Raw genomic sequence first — 18212 nt, forward strand, 5'->3', positions numbered from 1 at the left:
TTTTCCAGATCGGACTTCCTTAGTTTGAAAGACAGGCGTTCTCTACGACAGTCTTATGCAGCCTGAAAACGCAAGAAACCCGAGCAAATAGGCAATCGCCAGCAGAAACGCGGCATAATCAGAACATCGGCATTATGGCAATTATGCCGACATCGGCATAAGGGTCACTGGACGAAACCCCGGCATCGGCTGAATCGCAGCTACGGCGAGGCGCGCTTCGGAAACACCGCTTACGCGCGCGAGGAAATCGTGGCCGAGCTCTGTACGGTCTTCCTTGGCCAGAAGCTGGGATTCTCCGCGCATACGCTGGAGCTGAACGCGGCCTATCTCGAAAACTGGCTGCGGGTGCTCCGGTCCGACAAGCGGGCGATCTTCAAGCATGCGGCGGATGCGCAGAGGGCCTGCGACTATCTCGTCGCCGCGTCGGAGGCCGGGCAGGAAGAGCGGGCCGCGTGAGGAAGTACCGTGCCCGTGACCGCCCTCGGATAGTTCGGGCGGTCACGGCTCACCGAAAGAGAAAAGCTGGCTTTGGGTCTGGTGGTTTCCACACATCCAGAAAGGACAGACCCATGAGCCATCCCGAACCCGCAGAGGACTCCTCGCCGGACGCGGTCGCCATCGCCGCTCAGAACGATGCCTTCCGCAGGTTTGCATGCCTTGGCATTGCTCCGGATGGAATTATCCAGGGCCGGATGCATGTCACACACTCGTTGATGGAGGCTGGAGACGGCTTCGTGACTCAGGCTGTTCAGGCGGTTGGCGTCTTCGACAGTTTTGAGCCGGAGAATGATCCAGCGGGCTGGCACGATTTCGGGGCCGTGGCGATCCGTGGCGAGACCGTGTTCTGGAAAATTGACCTGTACGAGGCCGATTCCGACTTCCGCTACGGCGCAGAGGCGCCCGACAACCCACAGACCACCATGCGCGTGCTGACCATCATGATGGCGCGCGACTGGTAGGGCAGGGCGCTTCCACCCGACCACGGACAGGCCCGCTGACCCTTCAAAGGGAAAGCGGTCTTTTTGTCATTTTGAGCAGTTTTCGAACTTATTGAATCGCCTTCCGCTCCGGAACGCGTTTGCCGTGCAAACGCTGCCTCCGGTGCGGCGGCGATGCAGAAATTCAGGTTGGTTCGAAAACGCTCGAGATCCCCGGATCCGGGGGTCTGTCATGCCGCCCGGAAACGTCGGGTGGCGCAGAACTCAGAAAAGGACATCCCATGACTCGAAGCTTCAAACCCGTTTCCGTCGCCATCGGCGATCTCGTCGCCCATCCCGCCAATGTGCGGAGCAAATCGCCAGAGGCCTATGTCTCGGAGAATATCGCGCATCTCAAGGCTAGCATTGCCGTTCTGGGCCTCCTTCATCCGGTCCTGGTGCAGAAGATCGACGGCAAGTACGGCGTGCTTGCTGGCGGGCGGCGCCATGCGGCTTTGAAGGAGCTGGCCTCCGACAAGTCCGCCAAGGGCTTCACCACCAGGACAAAGATCGACTGCCGTTTGGTCGCGGAGGATTGCGATGTGACCACCGCGCTGTCGCTCGCGGAAAATATCACCCAGGCGCCAATGAACGCCATCGACGAATTCGAAGCCTTCGCGCGGATGATGGAGGTCGACGGGCAGACGCCCGAAACGATCGCCAAGACCTTCGGCACAACTATTGCGGCCATCAAAGGCCGTCTGCGGTACGGGCTCATCCACGCGGATATCCGCGCGGCTGCGCGCGCCAAATCGATCACCCTCGATACGATGAAGGCCTTCGCGGATCATCCGAGCCAGGACGTGCAGCAAGAGGTCTTCGAGGCGCTCACCAGGGAAGACAGCTACCTGCAGGCTTACACGGTTCGGAACGCACTCAAGTCCCGTGGCGTGCAGGTCAGCGACGACATCGGGGGCTTCGTGCGCGACGAGTACGAGGCGCGTGGCGGCGCCATCGCGGCCGATCTCCTGGAAGAGCATTCGGTGCTCGAGGATTCCGAACTGGTCGAGACGATCCTGATCGAGAAACTCACGGCCGCCGCCGAGGAAGCCCGCGAGCGCATGGGCTTTGCCTGGGCCGACGCGGTGATCCGGTATGACTACGCCGCCATGGCTGACTATGGCCGCGTCTATCCCGGTCCGGTCGAGGCTGACGAAAAGGGTCAGAAGCGCATCGCCGAAATCGCCGCCGAACTCGAGACGCTCGAGCGCGAGATGGAGGATGAGAGCCTTGAGGAGGAGGCCTACGACGCGCTCTACAATCGGGTTGATGAATTGGAAGTCGAAGCCCGTGACCTGCAGGAGGCCTATAGCGAGGACGACCTTGCGCGCTCCGGCGTGATCGCGTCCTGGTCGAACGGGCAGGTGACACTACATGTCGGCCTCGTGCGCCCCGAAGACAAGGTGGACGGCTCGAGCAAGGCGTCCGGCACATCGAACGAAGTGGGCGCCACAGACTCGGGCGAGATCGTCTATCCGGCCTCGCTGACAGAAGATCTCAAGACCGAACGCGCGATGGCGCTCGGCGCCGCCATGGCGATGCATCCCGAAGCCACGCTCGACCTGACGCTCTTCAAGCTGGTCACCGACGTGCTTGGGCACGGCATGAGCGTGACCCATGCCTTCAAGGTCGATGCGCGCAAGGAGTATCGCAGTCACGCGAAAATGGACGAGATCGATGGTTCCTCGCTCGAACAGTTGGCGGCGACCCATGACGCGCTCGATCTCTCCTGGGCCGGCGAGGCAAAATCCCCTGCCGACCAGTTCGCTCTGTTCCGAGCGCTCGACGCGGGCGAGAAAGCCAAACTCGTGGCCTATGCCACGGCCAGCACGACGCAATCCTGCTTTGCGCGGGATCGGCGGCACGACAGCCTGATGCACGACTTCGAGATCGAGGTCATGCCCGACATCCGGGCGCATTGGACCCCGAATGCGGCGCTCTTCAACCGCTTCAAGAAGGCGTGGCTCCTGAAAATCCTCGGCGAGGAGCTCGGGCTCGCACAGGAGGCGGTGACATTGGCCTCGTCGACCAAGAAGGAGGTCGTCGCCTTCTGCGACAAGCTCTTCGCGGAGCCTTTCGCCACGCTGACAGACGCGCAGCGGGCGGCGGTCGCGGCTTGGTGTCCGCCGATGATGCAGACGGCCGGGATCGAACCGAACGAGGCTCACCTAATCGACACGTCGGCAGACGATACCGGCATCGCGGAAGCGGCCTGACCGACAGGACGGCCCGCGCCCGGCCTCGTCTGGGCGCGGGTCGGATCTGACCCCTCTCACACCTCTTCGAAAGACATCAACATGGCACTTCTCACATTCTCCGCGACGGCCGTCGCGGCCCAAATCGCGCATGCGCGCAGCTGTTCGACCTTTCTGCCCAACTGGAACGGGCCGGTGGGAACACCCGCCCTGATCCTGATCGTCGGCACTGGCGTCCATCTGCGCTCGAACGGGATCGATGGTACGACCACGCGGATCGTCACGACCGAGCGCGCCGATCCCTCATTTGCCTTTGCCAGGGGCATCAACCCATTCCGCGATCCGGACTGGATGGCGGCCCGACAAGCAGCCTTCCGCGATCTGACGGGCCAGTTCTACACCGACATTCTCGATGACGTGCAGATGCTCATTGACCGCGGTCATGACACGATCCGGCTTGCAACCGATGGCCACACGATCCGCGTCTTCCTGCGCCGCGCCGCCGATTACCTGATCGGCGGGACCTATGATGTCCCCTCCGGTCTCGGCGGGACGTTCCGAGTGATCCTCAAGGATGCCACCGACACCCATGCGATCGTGCAGAATTGCGGCAACTGCGAGGATTTCGACGAGATGCTGCCCTACCGGGTGCCGCTCGATGCGCTCATCGAGATCGATGGCAGGAGGGCCGCATAGTGGGTTGGCTCTTCTATACAGACCGTCGCGTCAAAACCTACGCGGACGAGAAAGCTGAGGTCACCCGGCTCTGCACCTTCGAGACCGACAGCCGCAAGACGGTGCTGGTCAAGGCCAGCAAGGTCGGCTCGACCTGGTATGCCGCAGCAAGGGTCACGAGCCTCGATGGATCGCCGGTCGAGGATGCGACCTACGTGACCGACGAGGACGGTTCGATCACCTTCGGTGCCGTGTTCCTGACGCGCTACGACGATGGCTGCTGGGGCTACAAGGACATGGAAGAGAGCGCCGGACCGGTGGAGTCGCGTGCACCGCCCGGCCTTCTCGGCCTCCTTTCGGAGCTGAAGGATCCCGACAGCTATGCCCATGCCTGGCGCCAGCGCTGCCGGGATTGGGCGGCGATCCCGGACTACCAGGAGGGCGACAGGATCAGGCTCGCCGCACCAATGACCCTGACCGATGGCAGCACATGCCAGATCGTGACTGCTACGCATTACCGGCGTGGGCGGCAAAAGCGCCGGTGCTATCGCATCGAGGAAACCGCCGGACTCGTGCGTCTGTCGAAAGACACTCTCGCGGGATCCGAACTCGTCAGCTCCGCAAAGGGTGGGTCGAGCCCGGTCCTCGCCGAGTTTCTGGCCGGGCAGGAGTCCTGACCGCCTCCTCAGTGTCTTCCGTCCAGGTTCAAGCCTCCTCCGCGCTCCCGAAAGTGCAGAGGGGGCTTTTTGTCCTGTCGAATCCAAAACCTGACCCGGAGGACAGACATGGCCAGCCCGATCCCGAAACCCACACGCAATATCCCACCGAAAACGCAGCTTCAGCACGCCCTGTCAAAGATCGGCCGGGCAATCGAAGAGCAGCCTCTCAGGAGTTCGTCGCTGGCCCGGATCATGCGAGAGACATTCGGTGGCAGCGATGCCGGCGGCGCGTGGAACTGGCGGATGGCCTATGACATGACGCAGGCCGCCGCGGTGATGCAGCTTGTGCGGGGCAGGGCCCCCGGCGCGATCTCGAGCGCAAGGATGCTCGCCACGCGGCTCCTGACGGAGACGCGACGGTCCGAGCAGCAGATCCGGCTCCAGCAGTTCTCCACCCCGCTGCCCTACGCGGCGCTGGTTGCTCGCGCAGCAGCCATCCGCACTGGCGAAACCGTGCTGGAGCCATCGGCCGGAACCGGCGCGCTGGCCGCCTTTGCCGTTCGCGCGGGCGGCAAGCCGATGCTCAATGAGATCGATCCTTTCCGCCGGGTGCTTCTCGAGGCTGCGTTCCGAGCACAAGTCACAGGCTTTGACGCCGAGCATATCGACGACCTCCTTACGGTGCCCAACCTTCCTGGTGTCGTCGTGATGAACCCGCCCTTCGCGTCCTCGGTCGACCGATCCCGAGACAAGCACATCGCGGCCAAGCACCTCATCGCCGCCGCGAAACGCCTCGCGCCCGGCGGGCGTCTCGTTGCGATCATGCCGACCGGGTTCACGCCGGAGCGCGACGCGGCCCATTGGGTGCGGGCCAGCGCGATCGCGAAACCGCGTCTCGCGCTCACGATCCCAGGCCATGTCTACCGCAAGCTCGGCACCACGGTGGAGACTCAGCTCATGGTCTTCGACAAGGTGCAGGAGGAGGTCGAACTCGTCCGTGCGTCTGTCGATGATCTGGACGCGGTCTTCGAAATCGCCGATGACATCGCGGCGGCGCGACCGGCCGCGCCGCTGGTCCAGACCGCTGCGCAGGTCCGCCCTGGCCCGCGTCGGGGAGTCGCTTCCGTTGCGCGCGCGCGCCCGGTTTCCACCGCGCCCTCAGCCAGACCCAAAACATACGCCGCCGTCCCGCTGGCTTTCACCGCGCTCGAGACACCGCGCGAAAACTCCCCCGTCTCGGACATCTATGCCCGCTACCGCCCGCAGCGGATCGAGATCGCGGGGGCTCAGGAACATCCCACCCCGCTCGTCGAGAGCATCGCCATGGCCTCGGTCGCGCCGCCGGTGCCGTCGCGGGAGGCCGCCGAAGACCTGCGCCTGCCCGGCCGCCTGATCGAAGAGGGCCAACTCTCCGAGGCGCAGCTCGAGACCATCATCATGGCCAACGATGCCCATACACGGGATTTGCCGGGCCGGTTCACGGTTGACGAGGACCAGACCCGCTTGGTCCGGGCGGACGATGATCCCGGCGCCCGCGCCTATCGCCTCGGATATTTCCTTGGCGATGGGACGGGCTGCGGCAAAGGCCGGGAATGCGCCGGGCTCATCCTGACAAACTGGCTCGCCGGCCGGCGGAAGGCGATCTGGATCTCCAAATCCGCGACGTTGATCGAGGACGCGATCCGCGACTGGAGCGATCTCGGCGGTTCGCCCGCCGACATTCAGCCGCTCTCGAAATGGAAACCGGACCGGCCGATCCCGATGGGGGACGGCATCCTCTTCGTGACCTATGCGACGCTGCGCTCCGCCGGCAAGTGCGGCACGACGCGCCTGAGCCAGATCCTCGACTGGATGGGCGCGGCGTTCGATGGCGTGCTGGCCTTCGACGAGGCACATGCCATGCAAAATGCCGCCGGCTCCGACGAGGGCAGAGGGGTCAAACCCTCCCAGCAGGGGCTCGCCGGGCTGCGGTTGCAGCTCGCGGCCCCTCGGGCCCGGGTCTTCTATATCTCGGCGACAGGCGCCACCAGCGTCTCGAACCTCGCCTATGCCTCCCGGCTCGGGCTCTGGGGGCAGGGGCCGGAATATCCCTTCCCGAGCCGCGAGAGCTTCGTCTCCGCGATGGAGGCTGGCGGAGTGGCGGCGATGGAGGTCGTGGCACGGGATCTCAAGACGCTTGGCTTTTACACGGCGCGGGCCCTCAGCTTCGACGGCGTGGAATATGACGTTCTGGAACATGCGCTCACGCCGGCCCAGATCGAGATCTACGACGCCTATGCCGGCGCGTTCCGGACGATCCATCACAATCTCGAAGCGGCGCTGACCGCGACGGGCGTCAACGACGCTTCCGGCGAGACGAATGCGTCTGCCGCAAAGGCCTTGGCAAAATCGCGCTTCGAAAGCACGAAACAGCGGTTCTTCAACCATCTCCTGATGGGCATGAAGGCCCCGACCGTGGTGCGCGCCATCGGGCAGGACCTGAAGGACGGATACGCCTGTGTCGTCCAGGTGGTTTCCACGGGCGAAAGTCTGCTGAAACGCCGGCTCGAGGCGATGGAGCCGGAAGACGAGCTGGTCGAGGGCGCGCTGACACCTCGCGACTATGTGCTCTCCTATCTCGAACAGGCCTTTCCGATCCACGCCCAGAAGCTTGTCGAGTTCGACGGGAATGTCGTGGCCGAGCCGCTCCAGAATGAAAAAGGCGAGCTGGTCGTCTCGCGCGAGGCGCTGGCCTTGCGCGACGCGGCGATGCTGGAGCTGATGGCGCTGGCGCCGATCCCGTCGGCGCTCGACCAGATCCTCTGGGCCTTTGGCGACGAGGCCGTGGCCGAGGTGACCGGGCGCTCCATCCGCCCTCTGAAATCGCAGGACGGCGCGCTCTTCATTGAGAAGCGGTCCGCCCGCAGCAATTCCTCGGAAACCCGGGCCTTCATGGACGGCGAGAAGGACATCCTCATCTTCTCGGACGCGGGCGGGACCGGTCGGTCCTATCACGCGGCCCAAACGGCGAAAAACCAGAAACGGCGGCGGCACTATCTGCTGGAGCCGGGCTGGCGCGCCGATGCCGCGATCCAGGGGCTCGGTCGCACGCATCGCTCGGCCCAGATCAGTGCGCCCTTCTTCCGGGTCTGCACTTCCGATGTCCACGGCGAGAAGCGTTTCACCTCCACGATCGCCCGGCGACTCGATCAGCTGGGCGCGCTCACGAAAGGCCAGCGAGAGACTGGCTCGCAGGGCATGTTCCGCGCCGACGACAATCTCGAAAGCCCCATCGCAAGGGCAGCCTTGCGGGGCTACTACGCCGATCTGGCAGCCGGGCGTGCTGAGGCGATGAGCTACGTAAAGTTCACGGACTGGACCGCCTTGCGGCTGATCGATCAGGACGGCGTGTTGCTCGAGGAACTGCCGCCGATCCAACGCTTCCTGAACCGCGTACTGGCGCTGCCGATCCATATGCAGAACGCGCTCTTTGCCGAATTCATGGCCCGGATCGCCGATCAGACCGAGCGCGCCCGCGCCGCCGGCACGCTTGATCTCGGGGTGGAGACGCTGCGCGGCGAGAAGATCGAGCAGGTCTCAACCGAGGATCTCTGGACCTGTCCGAAGTCCGGCGCCGTCACAGGCATCATCGGGCTCGAGGTGACCGATCCGGTCCATGTTCTGACGGCGGAAGACGCATTGGACCGGAACTCGGAGAAACTGCCGATGGTCAACCGTGCCTCGGGTCGTGCGGCGCTCATCTCGGCGCGTCCGATGCAGATGTATGATGAGGATATCGTTACGCTCATGCGCAAGGTGACGCGACCGAACGGGTCCTCCTACGTAGAAGAGACCAAATTCAAAAACTCCGCCTGGGAGAAAATCGAGACTGCTGAGTTCCTGCGTCTCTGGGACGATGAGGCTAATAGCCTGCCGAAGATCACCATGACGAAGCTCTACCTGCTGACCGGGCTACTGTTGCCGATCTGGAAGGACATTCCCTCGGGCAATGAGCGCATCTACCGGGTTACGCCCGAAGGCTGCACCAGCATGATCGGACGCACCGTCAGCGAGGACGGCGCCGCCGCCTTGCGCGCGCGGTTCCTGGTGGGCACACCCAAAACACCGCAGGAGATGCTGACGGCCGCCCTCGGGTCAACCGCGCCGGTCGATCTTGGCCGAGGTCTCACCCTGATCCGCCGCCGTGTGGCGGGCGCGGCGCGGCTCGAGATCGACGGCGCCGACCAGGGCACGATCGATGGTCTGAAGGCGCTCGGCTGTTTCACCGAGATCATCGCCTTCCAGCTCAGGGTCTTCGTGCCGCATGGCGAGGGCGTCGACACCGCCGCGATACTGGAAGGGATCGTGGGGGAGGGATCGTCCTCATTGACGGAGCGGGCCGCCTGAACGGAAATGGACCTTCGGCCCGAGTGACGGCGCAGATAGGTGCTGGCGCGCGCGAGGACAGGTCGGCACCCCCATTCGGCCGGCGCGACGTGCTGAAACGCAGGAGAGAAAGGAAAGAGGGCTTTCGGGTTTTGCGATCCCATGAGGGGTCGAAAAGCAATCCCGCGTGTGCTGGCCAGAGGTCAGCCACCGGCAACCTCACGAAGGAGAAGACCCATGTTCGCAGGAACCCTGAGCAAGAATCCCGAGACCGCCGCCGCTGCATATTCCGGCATGATCCACTCCACCCGTTTCGACACCGCCATCCATCTCGAGACCCGGACGAAGATGTCCGAGCGCAGCCCGGACTACGATGTAACCGCATTGAACAAGACCGGGCGCAAGGTGCGCATCGGCACGGCCTGGAACGAGGCCGGCAATACCACCGGCAACCATTACATCTCGATGCAGATCGATGTCGGCCTCGGCCCGTTCCGCGTCAATGCCGTGCAGAGCAGGCAAGCGCGCGAGGCGATGACCGGCGAATTCGAGATCATTCCACTGGTGTCGAACGGCACCATGAAGTCCGGATCGATCTCCGGCGAGCTGACCGCGATGGACGCCGACAACGCCTTCGCCGGTTACATCGCCAACATGATGTTCGATCTCGACTTCATGCTGATCGAGAACGAATTCAAGACGGAAGAGACCCATCCCGATTATCGGATCGAGGTCAGCTCCCCCAAGGGTAACCCGATCCGCGTGGGCTCGGCCTGGATGGCCAGGAGCAGCCGGACCGGCAACGACTATGTCTCGCTCCTTATCAACACGCCCGACGGTGACTTGCGGGTGAATGCCGTTCAGAACGAAGAGCAGCGCGGCGGCAAGACTTTCTCGATAATTCCGTTCGTGGAGAGTGGGAATCGGGAGCAGGAGCCGGGTGGTGGGCTTTCGCTTGTGGCCTGATCGACTGAAGCTGAGACCAACGACTTCGAGCACTGGCCAACTTCCAGAAATGCGCCAGAAGGGGAGCTACGGCAACGCGGCTCCCCTTTGTAGTTTTAGATTCGTGCGAAAGGGAGCTCAAATGGCGGCTTTGCGGGGTGGATTCAACTGATCGAATGACCGCAAAGCGAGATAACATATCACGTCACGCGGAGAAGTCTGAGGCCATTGGCAATGACTATGAGCGCAGCGCTTTCATTGATCAGCAGGCCATCTACCAGCCCGACCCACCCAAACAGGGCTGCGGGCACCAAAAACGCCACGATGAGTAGTGAAGCGGCAAAGTTCTGCTGGATGTTGTTCATTGCGCGGCGACTGAGACGTAGCAGGAACGGAATCTTCGACAGATCGTCCGACATCAGCGCCGCGTCTGCGGATTCAAGCGCCACGTCGGTTCCGGCGACCCCCATGGCAATGCCCACGTCGGCTTCCGCCAGGGCCGGAGCGTCATTGATCCCGTCACCGATCATGGCGACCTTCGAACCGCCGCGCTTCAAGTCTCTGACAGCCTCTACCTTGTCCGCCGGAAGCAGCCCCGCCCAGTATTCGTCAATCCCTGCCGCTAGCGCGATGGCCCGCGCGGTGCCCTCGTTGTCGCCGGTGAGCATGACGATCCTGCCGACACCAACCGACTTGATCGCCCGCATCGCTTCCGGGGCTTCCGGGCGCAGGCGATCCGCGACGGCAATCATCCCAAGAAGGCTGTCCCTATCGGCCAGCAAGAGAACCGTCTTGCCGTCGTTTTCCAGCCGCTCGATCTGAGCGGCTGCCGGGTCCGAAGCAATTCCCAATCTCGAAAGCAGGCGCAGAGTGCCGATCCGATAGGTTCCGCTCCCAACTCTCGCGGATGCGCCTTCGCCGGGGTAAGATTCAAAGTCTTTCGGCTCAGGAACCTCCACCCCCTCCTTCGCCGCCTTGCGCAACACGGCATCGGCGAGCGGATGTTCGGATCGTTTCTCAATCGCGGCGGCAAGGCTGAGGATCTCTTCTGGCGATAGTGAGCCGACCGGGATGATATCCGTGACCTCGGGCTTGCCCAGGGTGAGGGTGCCGGTCTTGTCGACCACCAACACATCTACCCTTGCCGCTGCTTCCAGATAGACGCCGCCCTTGATCAGCACGCCCATCCGTGCAGCCCTGCCGATGGCAGTGACCACGGAAACCGGAACCGACAGGACCAGCCCGCATGAACAGGATACGACGAGAACGACCAAGCCCCGATAGAACCAGGGCGCGAAGGCCTCGCCGAAGACCAATGCGGGAACGGTGGCCAGAAGAATGGCCAGCACAAACATGGCGGGCGTATAGATACGCGCGAAGCGGTCCCCAAATCGCTGATAGCGCGTCTTCCTTTCCTGCGCTTCCTCAACTGAGTGGATGATCTGCGCCAGGGTCGTGTCCGCCGCCAGCTTGGTCACCTCGATATCGAGTGCGCCCCTTTCGTTGATGGTTCCGGCGTAGACTTCGTCGCCTTCGCCTTTAGTGACCGGAATCGACTCCCCGGTGATGGCTGCCTGATCGATGGCCGACCTGCCGCCGATGACCACGCCGTCCATGGCGATCTTTTCGCCTGGCCGGACGATGACCACGTCGCCGATCTGTATCTCCTCCACCAGCAATACGAGCTCCTCATCGCCTCGGCGGACGCGCGCCTCCTTTGGCACAAGAGCAATCAGCGCCCGGATGGCACCTCGTGCCTTGTCAACCGCATAGGCCTCCAGCACTTCACCGAGGGAGAAGATGAACACCAGGATTGCAGCCTCTTCCCAAAGGTCGAGTGCGATGGCCCCACCGGCTGCCGCGACAAGAAGTGTCTGGATATTGGGAGAAAGGCTCCTGAGCCCACGCCAGCCGCTCAGCACCGGATAGTAGCCGCCAACCAGGACGGCCAGACCATAGGTGCCCTTGACCCACCATTCCCCGGCACCGGCCAGTTCAAGCGCAAAACCCACTGCGGTCAGAAGCCCGCACAGAACGAGCAGGATGAGCTTTGGCCGTGTCCACCAGGCGCGGTCCCTCTGAGGCGGCGCTCCGACCGGCTGCGCCTCGTAACCCAGCTTGTTGAGCGCCCTCAGCGCCGTTTCCGGGTCGATTGTCTCCGGAGCATATTCCAGCCGCAGCCGCTCGGACCCGAAGTTCACCGATGCCGTGTGGACGCCCTTGAGCGACTTCAGCTTACTTTCGATCTGCGCTGCGCAGGTGGCGCAATCCATGCCGCTGACCGTGAACACCATTTCCTTCATGACGGTTGCTCAGATGTTGCCGGGCTTAAGTCGCACAGAGCCCGGATCAGAAAATCCTCGCTTTCAATGCCCTTCTCCGCGAGCGCGTAATAGGTCATGTCGTGGAGCTGACGACGCTTCAGAAATCCGAACCGCACAAGCTTTTCCAACCGATTCAGGACCTCGGCGTCACTGCATTCCGTCAGGGTTGCAAGGTCGCATTCGCAAAGCTCGTTCGAACCCAGGGCATAGAGGATTTTGAGCGTTACCGGATCACTCAGCGGTTCAAGGGTCGTCGCCAGCTTCCTTGAGGTTGCATCGCTCAGCAGCATCAGGTCTTGCGTCTCTCCGGACAACCGGCAGACATAGGGAACCGTGGCAAACGGCGCATCCCCGGCGCGCAGCTTCGCCTCGCGGACATTCCCGGCTTTCAGACACCGTGTGCCACAATCGATTTTCCTATCTGTCATGAATTCGCTCCGCCGCAACTTCGGTCAGGCATGGGAACTTTGGGCAGCCACAACGATGTCGGGAACCCGTCCGGCATTGCCGCGCACGATTTCCCTTCGATTGCCGCGCTTTCGTCATCGTCACACTTCCACGCCAACCTTCATTTGCGCCGCCCCCTGATACGGGACTCTTGATACAGAGCCGGGTGCAATCACGCGCCGAACTCTCACGCCGAGGTATTCAGCGTGACAATCCCGGCCACCACCAGGGCGACGCCAAGCCCCTTCAGGACACCCGCCCGCTCCTTCAGCATCAGAATGCCAACAAGCGCCACGCCTGCCGTCCCGCCGCCCGCCCAGACCGGATAGACCGTGCTGACCGGCAGATGCACAAGCGACAAGCTGACGAGGTAGAACGCCGACCCGAACGCCATCAGCGCGAACGCCGTTGGCAGCGGCTTTGTGAAGCCATTGCTGAACCGCAACCCGAGAGCGGCCGCGATCTCCGCCACGATTGCCAAACCGACGAACAGCCATGCGGTGCTCATTTTACACTTCGCCTTTCATCAAGGACCGAAGGATCGGAGCCAAAACTCAGCATCCTTCGGTCTTTTCCGACACCATGTTCACGATGACGACGCCGAGCACGACCAGGACGACGCCGATGGCCTTCGCGGCATTCAGCTCTTCCCCGAGCACCAGAACGCCGATGAGTGCCACGCCTGCGGTTCCGCCCCCCGCCCAGACGGGATAGGCGATGCTGACTGGCAATGTCTTCATGACCCGGCTGACGAGAAGCAACGCCACAGCGAACGCGGCAAGTGCGATGCCTGTGGGCAGCTTCACAGTGAATCCTTCGCTGAAGCGGAGGCCAATTGCCCCTGCGATCTCGAATGCGACCGCAACACCCAGCAAAAGCCACGTGGCGGTTGCTGTCTGGGACGGTGCCGCTTCAACGCTTTTCATGTTCTGTTCCCTTCGAATATTTAGTCATTGACACTTCGATACTTTCGATAGTGACGAAATGATTAGGCAAATAAACTAGCCAAGTCGCGATTTCAGCAGAGCCAGATCGCCTTCGAGAGCGTCGCGAAGACCGCTGTCGTTGAGTTCATAATAGACCATCTTTCCGTCATTGCGCATCCGCACCCAGCCATGATCCCGCAACAGCTTGAGCTGGTGCGACGTCGCGGGAACGCTGAGGCCGAGGACATGAGCCATGTCGCAGACGCAAAGTTCACCCTGACGCAGCGCCAGCAGGATTTTCAGCCTCGTCCCGTTGCCCAGCAGTTTGTAGAGATCGACAAGGGCCGGAAGCACGGTTTCCTCTGCCGAGACAACTCGTTTTGCCGCTTCCACGCGCTCCCTGTCGAAACAGGGGAAAGTACACAGATCATTTTCTGTCGTCAGCGTATCCATCGGCACACCCTTTCCCATTTCCACAGTCGCGAAAATGATAGGGGCGCTCTCCAAGTCAGTCAACGGTGGAGTCAGCCCGCGCTTCATGGCCAGCCCTGGAAGCCTTGCTGTTTACACTCAATCTACCGATGGAACAGGCAGAAAATGACCGACAAAGCTGCTTTTCCAGAATCGAGCTGTCAGTATTTTCAGTGCCTGAGCTGTTGTTTTTGCATGCCAGTATCGGCGAGAGTTCTGAGAGAACGGGATACTGTCCGCAGCGCAAATAACCCCATGTCATAACCTTCCGGCCAATATCGGTGGAATGTGACCGCTAGCAGTCGATCAACCTAGGCGAGAGGAGGCTTCAGACTCACCAGCAGGTCAAGACCGTTGGTCCAGACGACAGCTATGCGAGTCTCTCAGACTTTGGCCGAATGCCCGCTTTTCCGTCAGATAGCCGAGCGGATAATCTGAGCTTTTCATTCTTTCACGACAATTCGCACGAGAATCGTGGCTTGGCCGATTGCCGCTGCAAGCGCTGTCGCGAAGACGATCCATGTCCCCAAGGCGGCGATGGCAAAGCCTCCGATAAGCGGGAGAACGAAAGCGGGTGCCGTCAGCGCGTTGAAATACCCGCTATAGGCGGGCCGCCGGTCGTCCGGCGATATCTCCATCAGCAGACCGATAACCGCAATTGTCAGTCCATTCGCCAATGCGCCAAGAACGAAGAATACAATAAGCAGGATTGGCACGACTGCCTCCGCCGGAATGGGTATCAGCAGAAAAACCAGAAGCGCGATTGGCGGAGCCGTACGGGCAATTGCGATCCCGCGCATCAAGCTCAGTTTGCCTAGGCGATCGCCCCACCAGCCCCAAAGCGGATTTCCCAATAGTGCACCGACGGTCTGGGCGCCGAGCAGGAGCGCGACGTTTTCAAGACCCACCCCAAGCTTGTTGGCCGCAACGACGAAAAACGGAGCAGCGATGAGAACCGCGCCGCCGCACCACTGCGCAAAAACGAAGCTGCGGAACACCGGATCGCTGCGGAATGTCACGGCACCCTCGCGCAAGTAGGCGGCGAAGCTTTTCGCTGCTTTGGAAGGCGACTTCTGCTCAGGCTCACCCATCGCCGTGAAGATGAAAGACGAAAGCAACATCAGGATAGCCGCGATCCCCAGCACGGCGGCATAAGATGCTGGAAATTCAAGCGTCCGCAACATCCTGTCTGCCAATGCCGCGACAAAAAGAGCTACGACTCCTCCGCCGAAGAAGCGGATCGAGAGCATCCGACTCCGGTGTTCTGACGGGACGGATCGGGCAACAATGTCATTGTAGGGAACGCCAACGATGCCGCTGAGGAAAGCGTAGAGAACCCAAAGTCCAAGGGTCGCGGCCCCGAGTGTAGCATGAGCCCAACCAGCGGTCGCGCCGATCCAGAGAACGATTGCGAGTATGGCAATCGCCGCCGTCCGTCCAAAGGCACCGACGACATAGAACGGCATTGAAGACGCACCGCGACCGGCGAAATAACCAACGAAGAGTCGGGGAAGAAGCCAGCCGAGCCGCAGGATCGTAGACACCGCGCCGACGGCGACTGAACTGCCCGTCAGTTGGTAGACCAAAGCCGACATCACCGTTGCACTGTCCACCGCTGCTGATCCTGCTTGGAATGCAGTGCCTGCGCCTGCCACGTGCCAGAAGCGACGGCGGGGGGTCATGTCCCGCTCCAGTCCACTGGTTCGACAAACAGGCCAAACCAAACCGACCAGATACCTAGCCCGACGAAGATCACACCCAGTAGCCAGCGACGTGGTCGCAACCAGTCCGCAAGCCGGTCGAGGGGCCGGGTAAGTTCAGGAACGACGGAGAGCGGTAGCAGTGGGAGCGACAGCGCGAGTGCAAAGACCGCCATCATCAGAAAACCAGCCGTCGCCAACCCGCTGACAGTCGCAGTACCGATAAGCCCAAAAAGGATCGGTGCAGCGCAGGCGGGAATGTTCAGCCCGAACGCCAGTCCCTGAAGCAGCGGGTTGGACGCAACCTTCCATTGTTCGGGCGCGAACCCGATGCGGCGGCGCATTATTTTGTCCCATCCCGCGAGTATCGCAAGCCCAAGGCCAAGATAGATTGCCCCGAAAACGAGCCACGCACCGGTCTGCACGCCGATAAGACGCTGGCCCAGCACCACGATCAAGCCGCCAAATCCCCCCATCACGACGAGCCTGGCCAGCAGGAAGACCAACGCTGCCCCGAGCCGCTGACCCATCGGGCGGACTCTCTGGCCTCCCAAAAAAAAGAGCATATGAGCCCCGATGGTGCAGGGTTCGATGAAACCCAACAAACCCAAGCCGAATGCAAGTAGCAGCGTTTGATCGGTGATGTCCGTTGGCACCTTTCATGAAACCAGTAGGTTTACGCTAGACCGTCCGCCAACAGGAGGGTCAAGCGATCTTCTCTCGAACGGACATTGGCTGCATTGCGGAAAGCACTCAATGAGGGCTCAGACCTGCCATCTGCGCGGTGGCAAGCACGACCAACCGGTTGATCTCAGCCTGGCGGCCTCCCCTGCTCGGCTCCGCGTGTCGCAGGCGAGTATCGGCCTTTGGCCGATCGCGCATTCGGACATGCGTCCTCACCGCGGCGTTGTACCCGGCATCCCGGTTTGCCCGTCTCGCGAGCACGTCGCTCCCCGGCCGCTCCGCCGGATTGCGCTTTGGTCTGTTTTGCCGGAGCAAAACGATCCCGCCGCTGCATCCGCCTTCCGCGTCCGGCAGCACCCTTTGCCTGCTCGTGTCGGGCAAACCTACCGTCAAAACACACACACATGAGCGTGGAAGCATATCCTCCGGATGGCCCCCGAATCAGCCCGCGTCAAGGATCGCAAAACTTTTAGGCGAGGGCGGTGCGGGTGGAGAGGGCTGTCCAGTGCGAGAAGTTGGACGTATGGTAAACGCCTCACCCGGAAAACTTTTGCGCCCGGCAAGCCGGCGGCTGCGCCGTCCCTGACCCGGGCAGATTCGGAGAACCAGACATTCGGCCATGCCACCACACTCACGTGGTGGTCAGTCAAACATCTGGAGACAGGAACATGGCCTACGACCAAGCGAACACCTACGAGACCATCGAGCTTTTCGGACTGACGGAGAAGGGTGCAGACCTGCCGATCCTCGGGGACGACATCCTGAAGGACAGCATCATCCGCGAAACTTTCGAGACCCTGCTCGGGCAGTTGCGCAACACCGGTCTGGAAACCGAGATCGAACCTCTCGCGCATGGGCTCGCGACGATTCTGCAGCGGCGCAAGGTTGCGCTAAGCAAGGAGATCGATCGCACAGCCGACAAGATCGGCGCCCTGGCAAGATGCCACGACGGATCGGAAATCGCCGAGACCGCTCTGGAAGAGGCGCAGGCCCGCTTCCTGCAGTTGCGGGAGATCGTCGGCGCCATAGAGGTGATGAGCGAGGCGGCGGCGGAATACTACGAGATCGAGACGGGTCACGCCTTCATCCCGGCGGCAGGCTCGCGCGCGAGCGCCCGCGCGCAGGAGACCGGGGCCGTCTTCGAGGCCAGGCAGCTTCTGGAGCAGCACGATCGCGAAACCGCCGCCAAGTCGAAAGTCGAGGGGGTTCCCCTGATCGTCTCGGGTGCCACCGACTGGACCGATATCGACGTGATCTTCAACACGCTCGACAAGGTTCGGGAGCGGATCAGGCAAAATCGCAACCAGGACATCTTCATCTGCCACAAGGGCGGCAAGCACGGGGCGGAGATGTTCGCGGCCCGGTGGGCGCGCGCGCGCGGCGTCGCGCAGGCCCGCTTCGATCCGCGCTGGTCCGCGCACGGACGCGCAGCTCCGTTCAAATGCAACGACGAGATGCTGGACGACAGGTTCGCCGCAACCGGTGTCGTCCTCTTCGGCGGCAACGGAGTCGCGCTGAACCTCGGTCAGAAGGCGGAAGCGAAAGGCCTGACGGTGATGCGGGTTGCCGATCCGGCGAAGCAGACAGTGAAGACGTAACAAGAGAGGGTCGCCTTCGGGCGGCCCTTTCTTCGTTTCTCACGCGCGGTGCAAACTGCGGACTACGACTTGCGACACCGTCCCTTTCACCCGGTCCACCAGATAGCGCCCCATCCTCATCGGCTGGCATGGGGTCCCGCGACGGGGGGTCGGCCGCGCATACATACCCCGAACTGGAAGCCGAGCTTGAGGCCGAAGAACTCCGCCGGCCAACCGGCAGCGAGCCGGACCACGGTGCGCGCGCGT

At 62.4% G+C, this 18212-nt stretch carries 14 protein-coding genes and 1 pseudogene; 8 read left to right on the forward strand and 7 right to left on the reverse strand.

The window, feature by feature from the left end; all coding sequences use genetic code 11:
* Positions 1-165: 165 nt before the first annotated feature.
* From AB9K34_RS10290 to AB9K34_RS10320, 7 genes and pseudogenes are all read left to right on the forward strand, one after another.
* Positions 166-456: pseudogene (locus tag AB9K34_RS10290) on the forward strand (zincin-like metallopeptidase domain-containing protein); the annotation flags it as partial.
* Positions 457-569: 113 nt separating this feature from the next.
* Complete coding sequence (locus AB9K34_RS10295; RefSeq protein WP_369954337.1) at positions 570-959, forward strand: DUF3768 domain-containing protein; 390 nt, start codon at positions 570-572, stop codon at positions 957-959.
* Positions 960-1219: 260 nt separating this feature from the next.
* Positions 1220-3193 (forward strand): ParB/RepB/Spo0J family partition protein, encoded by a 1974-nt coding sequence (locus tag AB9K34_RS10300; RefSeq protein ID WP_369954338.1) that lies wholly within the window; start codon positions 1220-1222, stop codon positions 3191-3193.
* A gap of 81 nt (positions 3194-3274) precedes the next feature.
* A complete protein-coding gene (locus tag AB9K34_RS10305; protein WP_369954339.1) occupies positions 3275-3868 on the forward strand; it encodes a regulator in 594 nt (197 codons plus the stop codon).
* On the forward strand, positions 3868-4524 hold the full coding sequence (locus tag AB9K34_RS10310) for a hypothetical protein (RefSeq protein WP_369954340.1): 657 nt from the start codon (positions 3868-3870) through the stop codon (positions 4522-4524). The genes AB9K34_RS10305 and AB9K34_RS10310 overlap by 1 nt, the downstream gene beginning before the upstream one ends.
* A 108-nt stretch (positions 4525-4632) precedes the next feature.
* On the forward strand, positions 4633-8892 hold the full coding sequence (locus AB9K34_RS10315; protein ID WP_369954341.1) for a strawberry notch-like NTP hydrolase domain-containing protein: 4260 nt from the start codon (positions 4633-4635) through the stop codon (positions 8890-8892).
* A gap of 216 nt (positions 8893-9108) precedes the next feature.
* Positions 9109-9837 (forward strand): DUF736 family protein, encoded by a 729-nt coding sequence (locus AB9K34_RS10320; RefSeq protein ID WP_369954342.1) that lies wholly within the window; start codon positions 9109-9111, stop codon positions 9835-9837.
* 179 nt (positions 9838-10016) lie between these two features.
* Here the strand turns inward: AB9K34_RS10320 and AB9K34_RS10325 are convergent, their stop codons facing one another.
* From AB9K34_RS10325 to AB9K34_RS10355, 7 genes are all read right to left on the reverse strand, one after another.
* Positions 10017-12119: a heavy metal translocating P-type ATPase gene (locus tag AB9K34_RS10325; RefSeq protein WP_369954343.1), complete on the reverse strand. Its 2103-nt coding sequence runs from the start codon at positions 12117-12119 to the stop codon at positions 10017-10019.
* Positions 12116-12568, reverse strand: a complete 453-nt coding sequence (locus tag AB9K34_RS10330; RefSeq protein ID WP_369954344.1) for a winged helix-turn-helix domain-containing protein — start codon at positions 12566-12568, stop codon at positions 12116-12118. The genes AB9K34_RS10325 and AB9K34_RS10330 overlap by 4 nt, the downstream gene beginning before the upstream one ends.
* Positions 12569-12774: 206 nt before the next feature.
* A complete protein-coding gene (locus AB9K34_RS10335; protein ID WP_369954345.1) occupies positions 12775-13095 on the reverse strand; it encodes a multidrug efflux SMR transporter in 321 nt (106 codons plus the stop codon).
* A gap of 46 nt (positions 13096-13141) precedes the next feature.
* Complete coding sequence (locus tag AB9K34_RS10340) at positions 13142-13513, reverse strand: multidrug efflux SMR transporter (protein ID WP_369954346.1); 372 nt, start codon at positions 13511-13513, stop codon at positions 13142-13144.
* A 75-nt stretch (positions 13514-13588) separates the two neighbouring features.
* Positions 13589-13966: an ArsR/SmtB family transcription factor gene (locus tag AB9K34_RS10345; RefSeq protein WP_369954347.1), complete on the reverse strand. Its 378-nt coding sequence runs from the start codon at positions 13964-13966 to the stop codon at positions 13589-13591.
* Positions 13967-14427: 461 nt separating this feature from the next.
* The gene (locus tag AB9K34_RS10350) at positions 14428-15639 is read right to left on the reverse strand and encodes an MFS transporter (protein ID WP_369954348.1); all 1212 of its coding nucleotides are present in this window, start codon (positions 15637-15639) and stop codon (positions 14428-14430) included.
* Between the two features lie 23 nt (positions 15640-15662).
* Complete coding sequence (locus tag AB9K34_RS10355) at positions 15663-16340, reverse strand: cytochrome c biogenesis protein CcdA (RefSeq protein WP_369954350.1); 678 nt, start codon at positions 16338-16340, stop codon at positions 15663-15665.
* Positions 16341-17036: 696 nt separating this feature from the next.
* Here AB9K34_RS10355 and AB9K34_RS10360 point away from each other — a divergent pair.
* Complete coding sequence (locus tag AB9K34_RS10360; RefSeq protein ID WP_369954351.1) at positions 17037-17966, forward strand: DUF2493 domain-containing protein; 930 nt, start codon at positions 17037-17039, stop codon at positions 17964-17966.
* Positions 17967-18212: the final 246 nt, after the last annotated feature.

This window comes from Sedimentitalea sp. XS_ASV28, from assembly GCF_041224545.1.
Classification (GTDB): Bacteria; Pseudomonadota; Alphaproteobacteria; order Rhodobacterales; family Rhodobacteraceae; genus Sedimentitalea.